This is a genomic window from Brevibacillus sp. IT-7CA2 (assembly GCF_949767855.1).
Lineage (GTDB): Bacteria > Bacillota > Bacilli > Brevibacillales > Brevibacillaceae > Brevibacillus.
Map to the genome: position 1 here is coordinate 26,224 of NZ_CATKQT010000016.1, position 14,507 is coordinate 40,730.

At 46.5% G+C, this 14,507-nt stretch carries 13 protein-coding genes; 9 read left to right on the forward strand and 4 right to left on the reverse strand.

What is annotated here, in order from left to right; genetic code table 11:
• Positions 1-5: 5 nt before the first annotated feature.
• Together ACM6JA_RS11990 and ACM6JA_RS11995 are read right to left on the reverse strand one after the other, a co-directional pair.
• Positions 6-617: a TetR/AcrR family transcriptional regulator gene (locus ACM6JA_RS11990; RefSeq protein ID WP_414852471.1), complete on the reverse strand. Its 612-nt coding sequence runs from the start codon at positions 615-617 to the stop codon at positions 6-8.
• Between the two features lie 146 nt (positions 618-763).
• Positions 764-1,549 (reverse strand): class I SAM-dependent methyltransferase, encoded by a 786-nt coding sequence (locus tag ACM6JA_RS11995; RefSeq protein ID WP_414852472.1) that lies wholly within the window; start codon positions 1,547-1,549, stop codon positions 764-766.
• A 265-nt stretch (positions 1,550-1,814) separates the two neighbouring features.
• On the opposite strand from ACM6JA_RS11995, the gene ACM6JA_RS12000 reads away from it, so the two are divergent.
• The 9 genes from ACM6JA_RS12000 (at position 1,815) to ACM6JA_RS12040 (ending at position 12,090) form a co-directional block, all read left to right on the forward strand.
• Entirely contained in the window at positions 1,815-2,516 is a 702-nt protein-coding gene (locus ACM6JA_RS12000) for a response regulator (RefSeq protein WP_414852473.1), read from the forward strand.
• A gap of 16 nt (positions 2,517-2,532) precedes the next feature.
• On the forward strand, positions 2,533-3,648 hold the full coding sequence (locus ACM6JA_RS12005; protein ID WP_414852474.1) for a sensor histidine kinase: 1,116 nt from the start codon (positions 2,533-2,535) through the stop codon (positions 3,646-3,648).
• 118 nt (positions 3,649-3,766) lie between these two features.
• A complete protein-coding gene (locus tag ACM6JA_RS12010; RefSeq protein WP_414852475.1) occupies positions 3,767-4,705 on the forward strand; it encodes an ABC transporter ATP-binding protein in 939 nt (312 codons plus the stop codon).
• A 15-nt stretch (positions 4,706-4,720) separates the two neighbouring features.
• Positions 4,721-5,851 (forward strand): ABC transporter permease, encoded by a 1,131-nt coding sequence (locus ACM6JA_RS12015; RefSeq protein ID WP_414852476.1) that lies wholly within the window; start codon positions 4,721-4,723, stop codon positions 5,849-5,851.
• Positions 5,848-6,996, forward strand: coding sequence for an ABC transporter permease (locus ACM6JA_RS12020; RefSeq protein WP_414852477.1), 1,149 nt, complete (start codon positions 5,848-5,850; stop codon positions 6,994-6,996). Before ACM6JA_RS12015 ends, ACM6JA_RS12020 begins: the two co-directional genes overlap by 4 nt.
• A gap of 70 nt (positions 6,997-7,066) precedes the next feature.
• Entirely contained in the window at positions 7,067-10,219 is a 3,153-nt protein-coding gene (locus ACM6JA_RS12025) for an ATP-binding protein (protein ID WP_414852478.1), read from the forward strand.
• Positions 10,220-10,242: 23 nt separating this feature from the next.
• On the forward strand, positions 10,243-10,749 hold the full coding sequence (locus ACM6JA_RS12030) for a DUF6933 domain-containing protein (RefSeq protein WP_414852493.1): 507 nt from the start codon (positions 10,243-10,245) through the stop codon (positions 10,747-10,749).
• A gap of 177 nt (positions 10,750-10,926) precedes the next feature.
• Positions 10,927-11,544 (forward strand): TetR family transcriptional regulator, encoded by a 618-nt coding sequence (locus tag ACM6JA_RS12035; RefSeq protein ID WP_414852494.1) that lies wholly within the window; start codon positions 10,927-10,929, stop codon positions 11,542-11,544.
• A 12-nt stretch (positions 11,545-11,556) separates the two neighbouring features.
• Positions 11,557-12,090, forward strand: a complete 534-nt coding sequence (locus tag ACM6JA_RS12040; protein WP_414852479.1) for a GNAT family N-acetyltransferase — start codon at positions 11,557-11,559, stop codon at positions 12,088-12,090.
• A gap of 57 nt (positions 12,091-12,147) precedes the next feature.
• Here ACM6JA_RS12040 and ACM6JA_RS12045 read toward each other — a convergent pair whose 3' ends face one another.
• Together ACM6JA_RS12045 and ACM6JA_RS12050 are read right to left on the reverse strand one after the other, a co-directional pair.
• A complete protein-coding gene (locus ACM6JA_RS12045) occupies positions 12,148-13,893 on the reverse strand; it encodes a DUF4179 domain-containing protein (RefSeq protein ID WP_414852480.1) in 1,746 nt (581 codons plus the stop codon).
• Entirely contained in the window at positions 13,890-14,447 is a 558-nt protein-coding gene (locus tag ACM6JA_RS12050; protein ID WP_414852481.1) for an RNA polymerase sigma factor, read from the reverse strand. The genes ACM6JA_RS12045 and ACM6JA_RS12050 overlap by 4 nt, the downstream gene beginning before the upstream one ends.
• Positions 14,448-14,507 lie beyond the last annotated feature (60 nt).

Here is a 14,507-nt window from a genome sequence, read left to right on the forward strand (position 1 = left end):
ATCCATTAGAGAAACGAGAAGGACCCCGGCGCAGCTCCCAGTGATCTTTCAATAATCACCTGCATGGCTTGTAATCGTTTTGTCTGTTCCTCTTGCTCCCAATGAAAAATGCCTGATTCCAACAAAAATTGCGAGCCAGCGAGGAGAAACTGAACGGTCTCCAAGGCATTCTCAACATGAAAGACAGCTTCTTTATTTCCTTGTTCAATGACTTGCGCAAGGACAGGGGCAATTTTTAAGATAATGGCGATGTTCAGGCGCTCGTGAAGCTCTCTGTTTTCAGGGCGATGCAAGCTTTCCATCCAATCTGCTTGCTTGTCGATGGGGTGGCTTTGGCTGCGCAGCATCTGGCGAACCTTCTCCATGACACTTAAGGTAGCGTCATCTGCGATTTTTTTGTATTCTTCGCAAAGTGTATCGACCATGGACTGGACAAATGCTTCGAGGATTTCTTCCTTCGATTTGAAGTAGTAATAAAAGGTTCCTTTCGCTACGCCCACCTTTTGAATGATCGCATCCACGGTTGTATGGACATAACCCTGATTTCGAAATAGCTCTCCGGCGGCTTCCAATATTTCTGCTCGCCGTGTTGTGGGGTCTTTCACGATTCTTTTCATCGGCGCCTCCTCCGATTGTCAGTATGTGGTTGGATACAGATTACCATATGACTGACCGTCAGTCTATGAATGCGTGAAAGAAAAGAGGAGGGAAAGCCTCCTCTTTTCGGTATTAGGAATTTAGTAAGATGATGGCGAATTGCTCGTTATAATTTCTCGGCGATAATCGTGAAGGTTTTCGGGATTCCTTTATCAAAAACTTCCGATGAGAGATTCGGGAGCTCTTCCAGCATTTTTAGGCACAGCCCTTTGCTTGCAATGGACGTAACAATTTCGCCTAATGTCCAATTGCGTAACAATACTTTTGATTCAGTGTCCTTCATCCCGTTCGAAAGGAACTTGGAGAAAGCAATATCCTTTTCCTCAAGCGAGGTATCGAAGTAATCGCCTGTTACTTTATGTTTGCGGATAGTAGCAGTCGTTCCGCGTGAGGAGATGAGTTTTGTGGATACCGGATGGAAATCTTGGAGGACGAGCACGCCGCCTTTTCGCAGGAGCGAGTTGACCACCTGGAATAACTCGGTTAAGTCCAAAAAGTAATGAAGAATACCGAATTCCATAAAAACGAGATCATACTCACCAGACAATACATCTGGAGGTAGCTGCAATACATCCGATACGATGTAAGTCAGGTCAACAACGGCAGCAGCAGCCAGTTCCTTGGCGTACTGCTCATTCTCATAAGAGAAATCGGCGATGGTCACGTCGGCACCTAGCAAGGCGAGCGCAACGGCTTTGTTTCCATTTGAACCGAGTAAATTGATAATCTTTTTGCCGCGAATATCCCCCATGTGCTCATATACTTTGCCGATTCGCTTTTGGGGGTCTTCTTTAATTTTGACCGCTGCCTCAGCAGGTGTGCCAAAGCGTTTCAGCCATGCTTGGTAAGCCCCGGTGTTCCAAGCCGTTTTATTTAGTTGTGCTGTTTCCACAAATTCCCCTCCATAGAGTATTCCATTCAAAAAATTGGCCCCGATAGGTTGGTAAGAGGGCTTAGGTAATATATCATACTGACACATATGATTGGTGTCTATATATTTTCGGAGTGTTAATTTTTCCATGTGTGAGCGGAAAGTAAGAACCATTGGGGAGAGATTCTACAATTGTGAAGCAAAGCGGGACAGTGGTAATATTGGGAAAAATATATACGTCCGCTCTTTATGCGGTCGAGGGTTTGTTCGACGGGGAGGCAAGCTTTTGAAAATCAAAGTGTTGATCGCAGACGACAATTCGTTTATACGGGAAGGCATGAAAATCATCCTGACGAGCTTTGCGGAGTTTGAAGTAGTCGGGATTGTGGAGGATGGGGTCGAGGCGGTGACGTTTTGTAAACAGAACGAGGTAGACGTCGCGCTTTTGGACGTTCGGATGCCGAACATGAATGGAGTGGAAGCGACTCGTGTGCTGACTACAGAAACTACAGTCAGACCACTCATTTTGACCACGTTCGACGATGACGAATTTGTCCTCGAAGCCATTCAAGCGGGGGCACGCGGCTATTTATTGAAAAATAATGATCCCAACCGCATCCGAGATGCCATCAAGAGTGTCTATAACAACCATCACGTGCTACAGGATGTCGTCCTGGATAAGATCAAAATGAACCTGAATACAGGGAAGAACGCGACGGATACCGTGTCCACTACAGCTCCTCCCAAAGAGACAGCAGCCATCCCTACCGAAAGCAAAATCGACCAAAGCTTATTTACGGAACGGGAGCTCGATGTCATGAAGCAGATCGCTAAAGGGCTATCGAACAAAGAAATCGCCAAGAAGCTGTTTATTTCCGAGGGAACCGTTGCGAATTACATTACTTCCATCTTGAATAAAACAGCGCTTGAACACCGTACGCAGATCGCCATCTATTATTTGACGGGCGAAACGAACATGTCTGATTGAAAGGAGGTCACTACCGATGGAGTTATGGACAATGGCTAATAAGGCAGCGGTGCTTGGGTTTATTATCGTGACTTCTTTTCTGGCTCATCCCACTTCTGAAATTGACCCGTGGCAAATTCTTGTGTACTTGTTGTATTTGGCTAGTAATCTCACTATTCTCATTGTGAAAAAGAGGAATCATAAGCAATTATTTCTGGGGCTATCCATCGTGTTCGTGGTAGCAAGTACACTTGTGTTGGACCCGTTATTTGTGTTGCTCTTGCCCGTCCACATTTTAGAGCTCGTATTCTTGGCCAGTAAGCAGAGGGTCGTCGTATTTGGATGTATGCTGTTGCCTTTGTTCATCGTTTTACCTGAATGGATGCCCATGTATTTACTAACGGCCTTTCTTAGCTTTTTGCTGTATAGGTGTGGCAGCATGCTAACTGACAAGCTTCGCAGATTAGAGGCAGAACGAGAGAAGATGAGAGAGGATTTACAAAGCTTGACTCGCTCCTTGAACGAGAGCAGCGAATACTTTCGCCAGTCGACCTATACGATTCAACTGGAGGAGCGCAATCGCCTCTCCCAACAAATTCACGACGATGTGGGGCATGCGGTTGCAGGTGCGCTGATACAAATGGAAGCGTCGCGACTGCTGATGGCGACTGATCAGGACAAGGCATCCGAGCTGCTCCGTAATGCGATCGCAATATCGAAGGAAGGGCTGGAGCGAATCAGAGTGACACTCAAGGATGTGAAGCCTCGGCCGGAGGAGCTGGGAATCAATCGACTCCGGTTGTTTGTCGATGAGCTGTCTGCGAGAGAGACAGTGATAGCCACGCTTACTTTTGACGGAGACATTGACGTCATCTCACCGATTCAGTGGAAAATCATCCAGCAAAATGCGACGGAAGCGGTCACGAATGCACTCAAATATGCGAAGGCGACAGTGATTTCCCTAGAGGTACGGGTGCTTAATACATTCATAAAAGCAGTGGTCACAGACAATGGGGCCGGCGCAGAAAAGGTTGTAAAAGGGCTTGGCATTCTCGGGATGGAGGAGAGAGCTGCATCTGCTGGTGGAACAGTGATTGTAGACGGTACGCGAGGCTTTAGCGTGACTACACTGCTGCCTTATCGCAACGAATGAAAAAGATCATGAGAAACAACATGAGAATTCTCATGTGCCGAGGGATGAACTTATGCACTGACATAGGGGCATCCTTTTTTATTACAATGCAGACATAACCACGAAGGGAGTGAGTTACGTGAGTCATGTATTGGAGATTCGTCAGTTAACGAAAAAATTCGGTGATTTCGTCGCCGTCGACAATATGTCTCTGAACGTGCGTGAAGGAGAAATCTTTGGTTTCCTGGGGGCCAACGGAGCGGGAAAGAGCACGACCATCAACATGATCGCCTCCCTGTTGCGCGTAACAAAGGGTGAGATTACCCTGCTGGGAAAAAACATTGAGAAGCACAGCAAATTCGCCAAAATGAACATCGGTATCGTACCACAAGATATCGCCATCTACGAGGATATGACTGCCTATGAAAACGTGAGGTTTTTTGCTGGCTTGTACGGACTGCGTGGATCACTGCTTCGCGAACGAACGGAAGAGGCGCTTGAATTCGTAGGTCTCGGCGACAAAGCTAATAGCTTTCCCAAAAACTTCTCTGGCGGGATGAAGCGTCGGTTAAACATCGCTTGCGCCATTGCCCATCGGCCGAAGCTGATCATCATGGACGAACCTACTGTCGGGATTGATCCTCATTCGCGCAATTATATCTTGAATTCGGTACGCAAGCTAAACGACATGGGCTGCACGATCATTTATACGAGCCATTACATGGAGGAAGTCGAAGAAATCTGCACTCGTATTGCTATCGTCGACCATGGAAAAGTCATCGCGGAAGGATCGAAGGAGGAGCTAAAAGCGATTATTACCGACGCGAAGGAAATTTGGATTGGCGTTCGGGCAGATGAACCGTTAAACCTCGAAGGTATTAAGGCGATTCCTGGTGTGAATGCGGTGCTTCAAGAAGAGAATACGATCAAAATCGTATCGAAAACGGAGATCAACAACCTGAACCGGATCATTCAACACTTCATCAAGGATCAGGTAGAAATCCGCTCCGTTGAAGAGCAAGCGCCGAATCTGGAGACTGTGTTCTTGACCTTAACCGGTCGAAACTTGCGAGACTAGAGGAGGGGCTTTGCCATGAATATATGGAGTATCGCTGTAAAAGAAATCAAGTCCAGCCTTCGCGAAAAGAGAACGTTTATGTTTATGCTAGCACTTCCCATCATTCTGATGTTGATATTAGGTTCCGCCCTTTCGAATGCATTCGACGAAACTAGGACCGTAGGAGACATGCGCTTGCTGTATAAAAGCAACGGGACGAATGAGCAAATGTCTACGGCGTGGAACTCGTTTATAAAAGCATTGGGTGATAAAGGAGTGGAGGTCGCTCAAGTAAGTTCAGGCATGGACGGGCAGGAGGAAGTTCGCTCGGATCGCTATACGGGGTACGCAGTCGTCAGTGATGCGGGGATTGAGTTTTATGGAAGCAGCAAGAATGCGATAGGAAGCAATATCCTTGCGGGGATGCTAACCGTTTTTGCAGATCGGTACTCGCTCGCATCCGCAGCTTATCAGATAGATCCCGAATCTGCTTTGGCAATAGTCAAGGGTACCGGACAGCGTGATGATTTTATTCATGAAACGACCTTGAATCCAAATAAAAAACCGGGGGCAATCGACTATTACGCGATTGCGATGACGACCATGATTGCGCTCTACTCGATGTTCTCTGCGAGTTATTTGTTCACCGGGGAGCGAACGAACAAAACGTCCACACGATTAATGGCTGCACCTGTCAGCAAAGGTACCATCTTTACCGGCAAAATTATCGGCAGTACGTTCGTTCATTTGTTTTTCGTACTCGTCGTGTTCGTAGTCAGCAAGTTCGTGTTCCAAGCAGATTGGGGCAACCACTACGGAATGGTTATCCTCGTACTTTTGACAGAGGTGCTGCTTGCGGTCAGCTTGGGTCTGGGAATCAGCTTTCTTTTCAAAGGTGAAGGGGTAAGGGCAATCAACAACATTTTTACACAAGTCGCCTCCTTTGTAGGCGGTGCCTATTTTCCCGTTGATCAATCAGCTGGTTTCTTCAGTCTCTTGGCCAAATTCTCTCCCCTTCACTGGGCGAATACAGGTCTGATGCAAATCATCTACACAGACAATCCGAGAGGCGCATGGTTTGCGATTGCGATGAATGTGAGCATTGCCACGGCGTTCATCATCATTTCTGTTATCACGATGCGCAGACGGGAGGGTGCTTTTGTATGAGTGAAATGCTTTGGCTAATTCGGAAAACGCTGATGGAGACGTTTCGCAGTAAAAAAAGCTGGTTCACTTACTTGGGTTTGCCGATCGCAGGGGTTCTGCTGTCTCTTACCCTCTACAGCAATGCAGGCAGCGGCACGATCTATGTCGGAATCATCAATCAAGATGGGGACCAGATGATCACGCAGGACACGATCCGGTTTATCGAGAGATTGAATCATATTAAGGTCACAGTCATCGACGAACAAACGATGCGTGAACAAATCGTTTCTGGTGAGCTGGATAGCGGAATTGTTTTCGAGTCAGGGTATGCTGCTAGTGTTCGGAAAGGGGCGCCAGCACACTTGAATATTGTATCCGTAAAAGGTGAACAGGTTACTGCCTACGTGAAGGCCATGCTGCACAGTTATATCGGCAATCTTGCCGCGATTGGAAAAGCGGCACAAGCGGATGAGGCTACGTTCACGAAGCTGTATACGGCATACCACGAGCAAAGCTACAAGCTCAATACGGTAACGCTGCAAGACACCTCGAACGTGACGCGTATGACGAATCAATCGATTGGTTTCCTCATTATGTTCATGATGTTTTCAGCGGTGAACATGTCGGAGATCATTTTAAAAGAAAAAGAAAATCGCACCTTTTTGCGACTCCTTTCTTCGCCGATGTCGGCTAGATCCTATGTATTTTCGAATATAATCGTCAGCATGTTTATTTTGCTACTGCAAATCATCGTGACCTTGCTCGTCATGAAAAACGTCTTTGGCATAGATGCAGGCGTCTCGTATGGTCAAATGATTCTGCCGTTGTTCGTGTTCGCGCTGGGGGCAATCGCACTTTCTCTGATGACCGTTGCCTTTGCGAAGAGTAGAGCAGGTGCTGGAGCGATTTCCAACCTGATCATTGTACCGACGTGCCTCCTGGCTGGCTGCTTCTTTCCAATGGAAATCATGCCGGACACCGTGCGCAAAATTTCAACATTCTTGCCCCAGCATTGGTTGCTCGATACGGTGAATAAGCTTCAACAAGGATACAGTCTGGGGAGCTTGTATTTGAACATAGCTATTTTGCTCGCATTCGCTACGGTTTTTGCCTTGATCGCCATCTATCGGTTTGGGCGGAATAACGATAGCAGACAGTTTGTGTGAGAAAAATTGGACGAGGTGAACTGTAATTTGACAAGGGATAATTCGAATCGTGTCGAAAGATGATCTTACTATGATAAAGCAAAGCATCTATAATCGGAGTCATTCAAAAGCACTCATTAGTAAGCATCTTGTGATTCTTCTCTTGTTTTTAGCATTTCTTCTAGGTCTTCGAACGTTCTGGTTTTCGTTTCATGTGTTTCCAGAGCATCCGCCTGTGGTTCAAGGAATTCTTGATATGCGGGGGTGGGACTTTGAAAATTCCCCGTCTATTTCACTGGATGGGGAATGGGAGTTTTCCCCTGATTCTTTCATCACGCATGAAGATTTCAAGCAATCATCGAATGACGAACGACAATACGTTCAAGTACCTGGCAATTGGAGCAGCGCTTTTTCCAGGGACTCTCCGTCATCGTATGGCTATGGAACATACCGTTTACGGATCTTGGTCGATCAACCGCTAAATCAGCCATACACCTTATGGGTTCCGCAAGTGGAGGCATCTTCCACCGTAGAGGTTAACGGAGAGATTTTAGCCAGAGTCGGAGTGCCTGCGGCAACAGTGGAAGAGTACACACCGCGGAAGCAATCCTTCACGGTTACGTACATTGCAGGTGATGCAAAGGTCATTGAAGTGCTTGTCCGAACGGCCAACTTTCATAATCCAATCGAAGGAGGCATCGTCAGATCGATTTACTTCGGGTCGCAGGCCGCTATTGATACCGAACGTTGGTATTCTATCGGCTTCCAGATGACAACCTTCCTCATCTTGTTGCTTCATGGCTTGTATGCCGGCATCCTGTATGTATTGAATGCCCGCCACAAAGAGTTTCTGGTGTTTTTTTTGTTACTTTCCTGCGTAGGGATAAAGACTGTTTCTGATTATGACAACCTGCTGTTACTTTGGCTCCCGATCGATTATACATGGTCGATCAAGGTAGAAGTGCTCGCCTACATATGGCAGCCTCTGTTGATGATATTATTGGTCAGGAGTCTATCTGATCAGGAAGAGAAAGAATACTCCAAGCCGTTTCGGGCATATCTTTCCGTGCTCAGTCTTTATTCGGCAGTCATCGTACTGGGAACGGCACAATGGGTGTATATATTAGCTGGAACGCCATTTTTAGTCATTATTTATTTTGGCCCGTTGTTGCTGTTTATTTTCAAAATCAGCCGCATGCTTATGCATAACAAGAATGACGCTGTGTTTTTGCTCATTGCTGCAACGAGTATTTTTTCCAATGTGATATGGTCCGCCATCATCGAATATAAAATGATCGATATCAAGTACGTGTATTATCCGCTCGACCTGATTGCTGCACTTGTCAGTTTTTCTGCTTACTGGTTCAAGAGATTCTTTCGCAATTCAGAGGAAAAAGCAAAGCTAACGGAGCAATTAAAAGAAGCGGACAAGCTCAAGGACCAGTTTCTCGCCCATACCTCGCACGAACTGAGGACACCGTTGCACGGCATCTTGAATATCGCCCAGACTGTCGTCAACAATGAAAAGCATGTCATGGGTGGTCGCAGCACGCAGGATATGGAGCTCTTAATCACGATCAGCCGCAGAATGTCGCATTTACTGGACGATTTGCTAGATGTCGTACGGTTGCAGGACAAGCATATCGTGTTGCAGAAGAAGCCGTTGCATATTCAATCGGTTGTTTCCGGCATCATCAGCATGCTCTCCTACATGGTAGAAGGCAAGCCTGTCCAACTGAAAATGGACATACCAGAATCCATCCCGCCAATCTTGGCAGATGAGAAGCGGTTAGTCCAGATTCTGTTCAATCTTATTCACAATGCACTGAAATTCACGGAAGAAGGATCTGTCGTCGTTTCTGCTGAGATCGTGGACGGACAGGTGGTGATCTATGTATCCGATACAGGAATTGGGATGGATGAGTATACCAAGGCACGTATATTTTTGCCGTATGAGCAGGGAGCTCAAGCAACGAACGATGGAGGAGGAATCGGCCTCGGTCTTGCTATTTGTACACAGCTGGTCGAGCTGCATGATAGTGAGCTGAGAGTCGACTCTGAACCGGGCAAAGGTTCGGTATTTAGCTTCTGGCTGCTCGCGGTTAGTACAGATGAGATCAAAGCAGCAGAGAGCCAATATGTGGAGCAGATAGATAAGAGCAATCAAGTAACGGCTATTAACCAGATGGGGCATAGTGAAGCTCCAGATATCTTGGTTTTTCAGCAAACGGCTGCGCATGCGTTTGTAGAAAGAAAGGCGAACATATTGGCGATCGATGACGACCCGGTTAACCTCATGGTGCTGGATCGAATGCTCTCATCCTCGCAATACCAAATCACTACTTGCACATCGCCAAGAGACGCGCTCGATCTGCTTTTTACAGAGCAGTGGGACTTGCTTATCATCGATGTCATGATGCCGCATATGTCGGGCTATGAGTTGACGCAAAAGGTCAGGGAGCATTTCTCTGTTTCCGAGCTTCCGATTTTGCTCTTAACGGCGCGCAGCCAGTCTGAGGATGTATACACCGGGTATTTGTCTGGTGCGAATGACTATGTTTGCAAACCAGTCGATGGCATGGAGCTGAAATATCGCGTCTGGTCTTTGACGACGCTCAAGCAAACAGTCGATGAACGATTGCGCATGGAGGCTGCCTACTTGCAGGCGCAGATTCACCCGCACTTCTTGTTCAACACACTTAGCTCGATTATGGCATTGAGTGACATTGATACGGAGAAGATGCGTAAACTCGGGGATGCGTTTACCGCCTTCTTGCATATCAGCTTTGATTTTTTGAATACAGGAAAACAAGTTGCACTCTCCCATGAGTTGGAGCTCGTCCAAGCCTATCTTTACATTGAAAAGGAACGATTTGGCGAGCAGATACAGATCGTGTGGGAGGTTGAGCCTGACATTGATCTTCTCATCCCGCCACTCACCATTCAGCCGTTGGTTGAGAATGCAATCAACCATGGTCTTTTTACCAGAATAGAGGGGGGAACTCTCCATATCCGCATCGTCCGGCAAAAGAACGCCACTCTTTTTGAGGTGAAGGATGACGGTATCGGGATGGAGGAAGCGACTGTGCGGCAAATTCTTGATTTGTCGAAGAAAGAAAGAGGCGGAATCGGAGTGTCCAACACGAATCGGAGACTGACGCAAATGTACGGGAAGGGCCTGCGCATCACGAGTAAGCCGGGTGAAGGAACAACGGTGTCGTTTGTCATACCGGATCGGATGTAAATAAAAGGGGAGGAAACTTCATTATTACGTATCAATGTACTAAAAAGCTCACAGCAGAACTGAAAGTTATTCTATCGGATAAGCAAAAAATCGTTTCGGAACCTATATACAGATGGCACGCTCACATGTTTGTATTCAATCGGCGAAAGTGTGTACTGCTGATGAATAATGTAACCAGATACAATTTCATCATATATGGGTTGAAGAAAGCCGATTTTAACCGCTTTGATCAATTAGTGAAAGAAAAAATCGCAGAAAACCTTATAGCAGAAGGAATCAGTCAAACACTGGTTGAGAAGTATTTACAAAATGTAGGTGAGGCTACTTACACGGAAACGAGCGATAGAAGTATAATTGGTCAAATGAATGAAATGATATGGATTGCCATGGACGTTATGGATCAAAACGTAAGGGAAACCGATGACTTGGGAATTGATGGTGTGAACCGCTTTTTGAATGATTTCATTATGTCGAAATTACCACAACTATTTCCTAGAGTGGCTATGATTGAAGCCTTGGAAAATGTATAGAATCAAAAGCAAAAGCATCCTCGTTCGCGTGAGTGAATCAGGATGCTTTTCTTATATTCACATTTACAAAGGCAATGAATGAAAAGTTGAAAAACGACATCGATGTCGCTTATAATGAATTCACCTACTAAAAACGACATAAATGTATATTTTAGAAAGGAGAGGTTGTTGAATCTTATGGCCCCAAAAGTAAGCAACGAATACAAAACCAAAAAGAAAATCGAACTGCTGCAAGCGGCAAAACGTGTGTTCATCACAAAAGGCTATACACGGGCCACTATGCAAGACGTCATGGACGAGGCTAGTGTATCGCGGGGAGCCTTGTACGCCTACTTTGATAACCTGGAGCACTTATATTTGGAGCTGCTGCAATTCGAGGATCAACAGGATGTACAGTTTTTTACACCAATTGCTGGCGAAACGTCTTGGCAGCAAATCACCAAATGGGTTAACAAACAACAGGGCGAGATCGAGAAAATCGAACAAACACTGTCCAAAGCCAACTCAGAGTTTTTCCTGTCACTGAAGGATCAGCAAAAGCAACAGAGCTATCCATACATCACGACTCGCTATGAAAAAATGGTCGACGTGTTGACAGCTTTCTTTGCGCATGGGACAGCGACAGGTGAGTTCAAGCCACAGCTACCACCTGAGGCGATCGCTCGCTATTTCATCTCGGTTATCGATGGACTGATGCTGGATACCGCGCATTTAGGCGCAGAGAAAACGAAGGTGTCCGAGCAGATGGAAGCACTGTTGTTTTCATTGAGAGCGATGCTGGGACCGGTTCAATAAGGAGGGGGAAGAGTGTTGTTTCAATCAGAGAGAATCTATCTGAGAAAAATGACAGGGGAGGACGTGGACGTCTACCACACGTGGAGAAATGACGTAGAAGTCATGCGGACAACGAGTCCGTCCATGGACGTCTTTACCTGGGACGATACGAACGGGTTTGTGAATCAGGTCATCCTGCATGCAAGCTCCTCGAAGAGCTACATGATCGTAGACAGCCAAACCAATCGACCGATCGGGATTACCTCCCTCATTCAAATCGACCTGAAAAACCGCAATGCTGAGTGCATCATCGATATTGGAGAGAAGGAGTACTGGGGAAAAGGGTATGCACGAGAAGCACTGAAGCTGTTGCTGGATTATGCTTTTTTGGAAATGAATCTGCATCGGGTATCGCTGCGCGTCTTTTCTTTTAACGAAAAAGCCATAAAGCTGTATGATAGGCTCGGATTCAAGCAAGAGGGGATTTCGCGGCAGTTTTTGTTTCGAGAGGGAAAATGGCATGATCTGGTGCACATGGGGATTTTGCAGCAGGAATATATCACTTGAAAAAGAGGCTGGCGGTACGAAGGGTACCACCAGCCTTTTGCGTATGAAGGGTGTCTCTTATTTTCCGGCGTAAATCGGTACTTCCCACTCTACATTTTTGTGTTCAACCATTCGTTTCTCGGAAGTAATGATCAATTGCTTTGGCAGGGCTGTGAGGTTTTCTAAGAAGATTGTACCTCCAAAAATCGCCCGATCATTTTCATACTCAGTCTTATCGATTAAGTAGTCGACGTCTTCATATTTTTTCCCGGTTTCGTCTGTAATGGTCCAGTATTGATAGGGACCCATAGCGGCAGTATCTGGAGAGAGAGTTGCCTCGAATGCCAGATCGTAGCCTTCCAACTTCGTGGTAGTCCCATCGTCGTTTACGTGGTGATGGCCGTCATAGCCTTCAAAATCAACGACTGCGTTTGGATCCTTTTGATATTTTTTGAAAGTAAACTGATCTCCCTGGTCTTCCGCTGTGATGACTTCTTTCTTTTCGAGGCGATTGGTGTCCAACTTGGCGTTAAGCTTAGCGGATTCCTCTGTATAAACAGACCCGAGCTTGAAGGTAAGGCTTTGGCTTTCATCGATTGGATAGAAGTAATGAAAGTCTCTTGCTCCACTTTCGGTGGATTGGGTATGATCCCATTTCACATCACTGATCCCATTGTTTCGTTTGCTGGCTTCACGAATAACCGAAGTCGAATCCCAAGCAGCGACCGCTGTGCCCTTCTCGTCTACCAGCTCATAGCTGTATGCGTTTTTCTCGTTAGCAGCAAGGGCTCGATCAATGACCATCTCCACTCCACTTGGCGCAAATGTAATCTGTTTGACGTTCAGCTTGAGTCCTTGTGGGGTCGTGTAGGCTTTGTTAATTTCATGCGTTTTCATTGCAGCTTTTGCTTTTTTCATATCTACAGGTACGGACAGCTTCCAGTTCCCCTTGATGTCGTCCAGTTGCTTGATGTTAAACTCAACGATCAGCTCGTCAGGCACCTTACTTACATCATCAAAATAGCTTCGCAGCTCGCGATCCAAGGTCATAACACCATGTTCGACATTCATGGAAACATCCCATGGTTTATTGGGGTATTGAGTATTTTTTTCCTTAGAGGGAGCAAGGACGTTTCCTTGTTTGTCTTTAATGGTGATTAGTGGCTCTCTGATAGATCTGCTCACCATTTCCGACATGAAGCTGTCTAATGCCTTGCCGTTCTTGTCTTTTAAAGAAGCTGCTATGCTAATACGCAGCGGGTCAGCTACCACTTCATGCACAGCAAAAGTGAGGCCTTGATCGGTCGCACTTACCTCAACGGACTGCGCGAATCCATTCTTGGCTGCTTGAGCAATTCCTTTGTCCGCTAATTTTTGCAAAAAGCTATTGCTCATAGGCGCTACAGGATCAGATTTGCCAATCGGGCTGTTCGTAAAAGCAGCATTGACATAACTAGCAAAGGTCGGGGAGACGAGCATTCCTCCCGATACGACGACGGTTAATGCAGCGGCGGCAAGCGTCATTCTTTTCATGATCGTTATACTCCTTTGTTTCCACGCAGGTGGTTGGTGTGAAGGGGTAGCAGGATTCAATACTCTCACGGGATGAGGGGAGAGCATCTGAATAATTTTTTGATCCATATTTGCTGAGAGGGAGTCTTCCCACATCGTTTCTTCCGTTTGGTGCAGCGCATCGATCCATTGCTCCAGCTGGTGCTGGCAGTGCGTGCAATGATCGAGATGACTTTCGACATTTCGTTTGGTTACTGGCGATAAACGATCTTCCATGTAGGCGATCAGCTGTCTTTGCGTAAGGCAATTCAAAGCGGGGTACCCCCTTTTTTCTCCGGCTTGCTTAGCTGGTCTCGCAGCTTTTTCCTGGCATAGGAAAGGCGCATTCTCACAGTATCTACGGACAAAGATAGTTTCTTGCCGATCTCCCTGTAGCTTAAATGCTGGAGATAATGCAAATCGAGAATCGTCCTGTGGTTCTTGTCCAGTGTCATCATCTGCTGTCGCAAAGCGTGACGCTGTTCTTTTTCCAGATAATCTTCCTCCGGGATCGGACATTCGTCTCTGACCTCGACATCCATCTCCGTTACGGAAGGCATCCGCTTTCGCTTTCGCAGCTCGTCAATCCCGCGATTGATCGCGATTCGATACAGCCAGGCAGAGAAGGAGTAGTTGGGTTTATAATCTGGCAGACTGTAGTACGCCTTGATAAAAACCTCCTGCACCATGTCTTCGGCATCATGAGAATGGTGGAGCGTGCGCCCAAGAATCGAAGCGATTTTTCCCTTGTATTTATTGACGATCAGAGCATAAGCCTCTTTATTTCCTTGAAGAACCTCCGCAATGACCTCTCGATCGTCCTGCATGTTTGTTACCTCCTTGCAAAAAGGTGCTGCGCAGCTTTCCTTTTTGTGAAAAACGTCTCG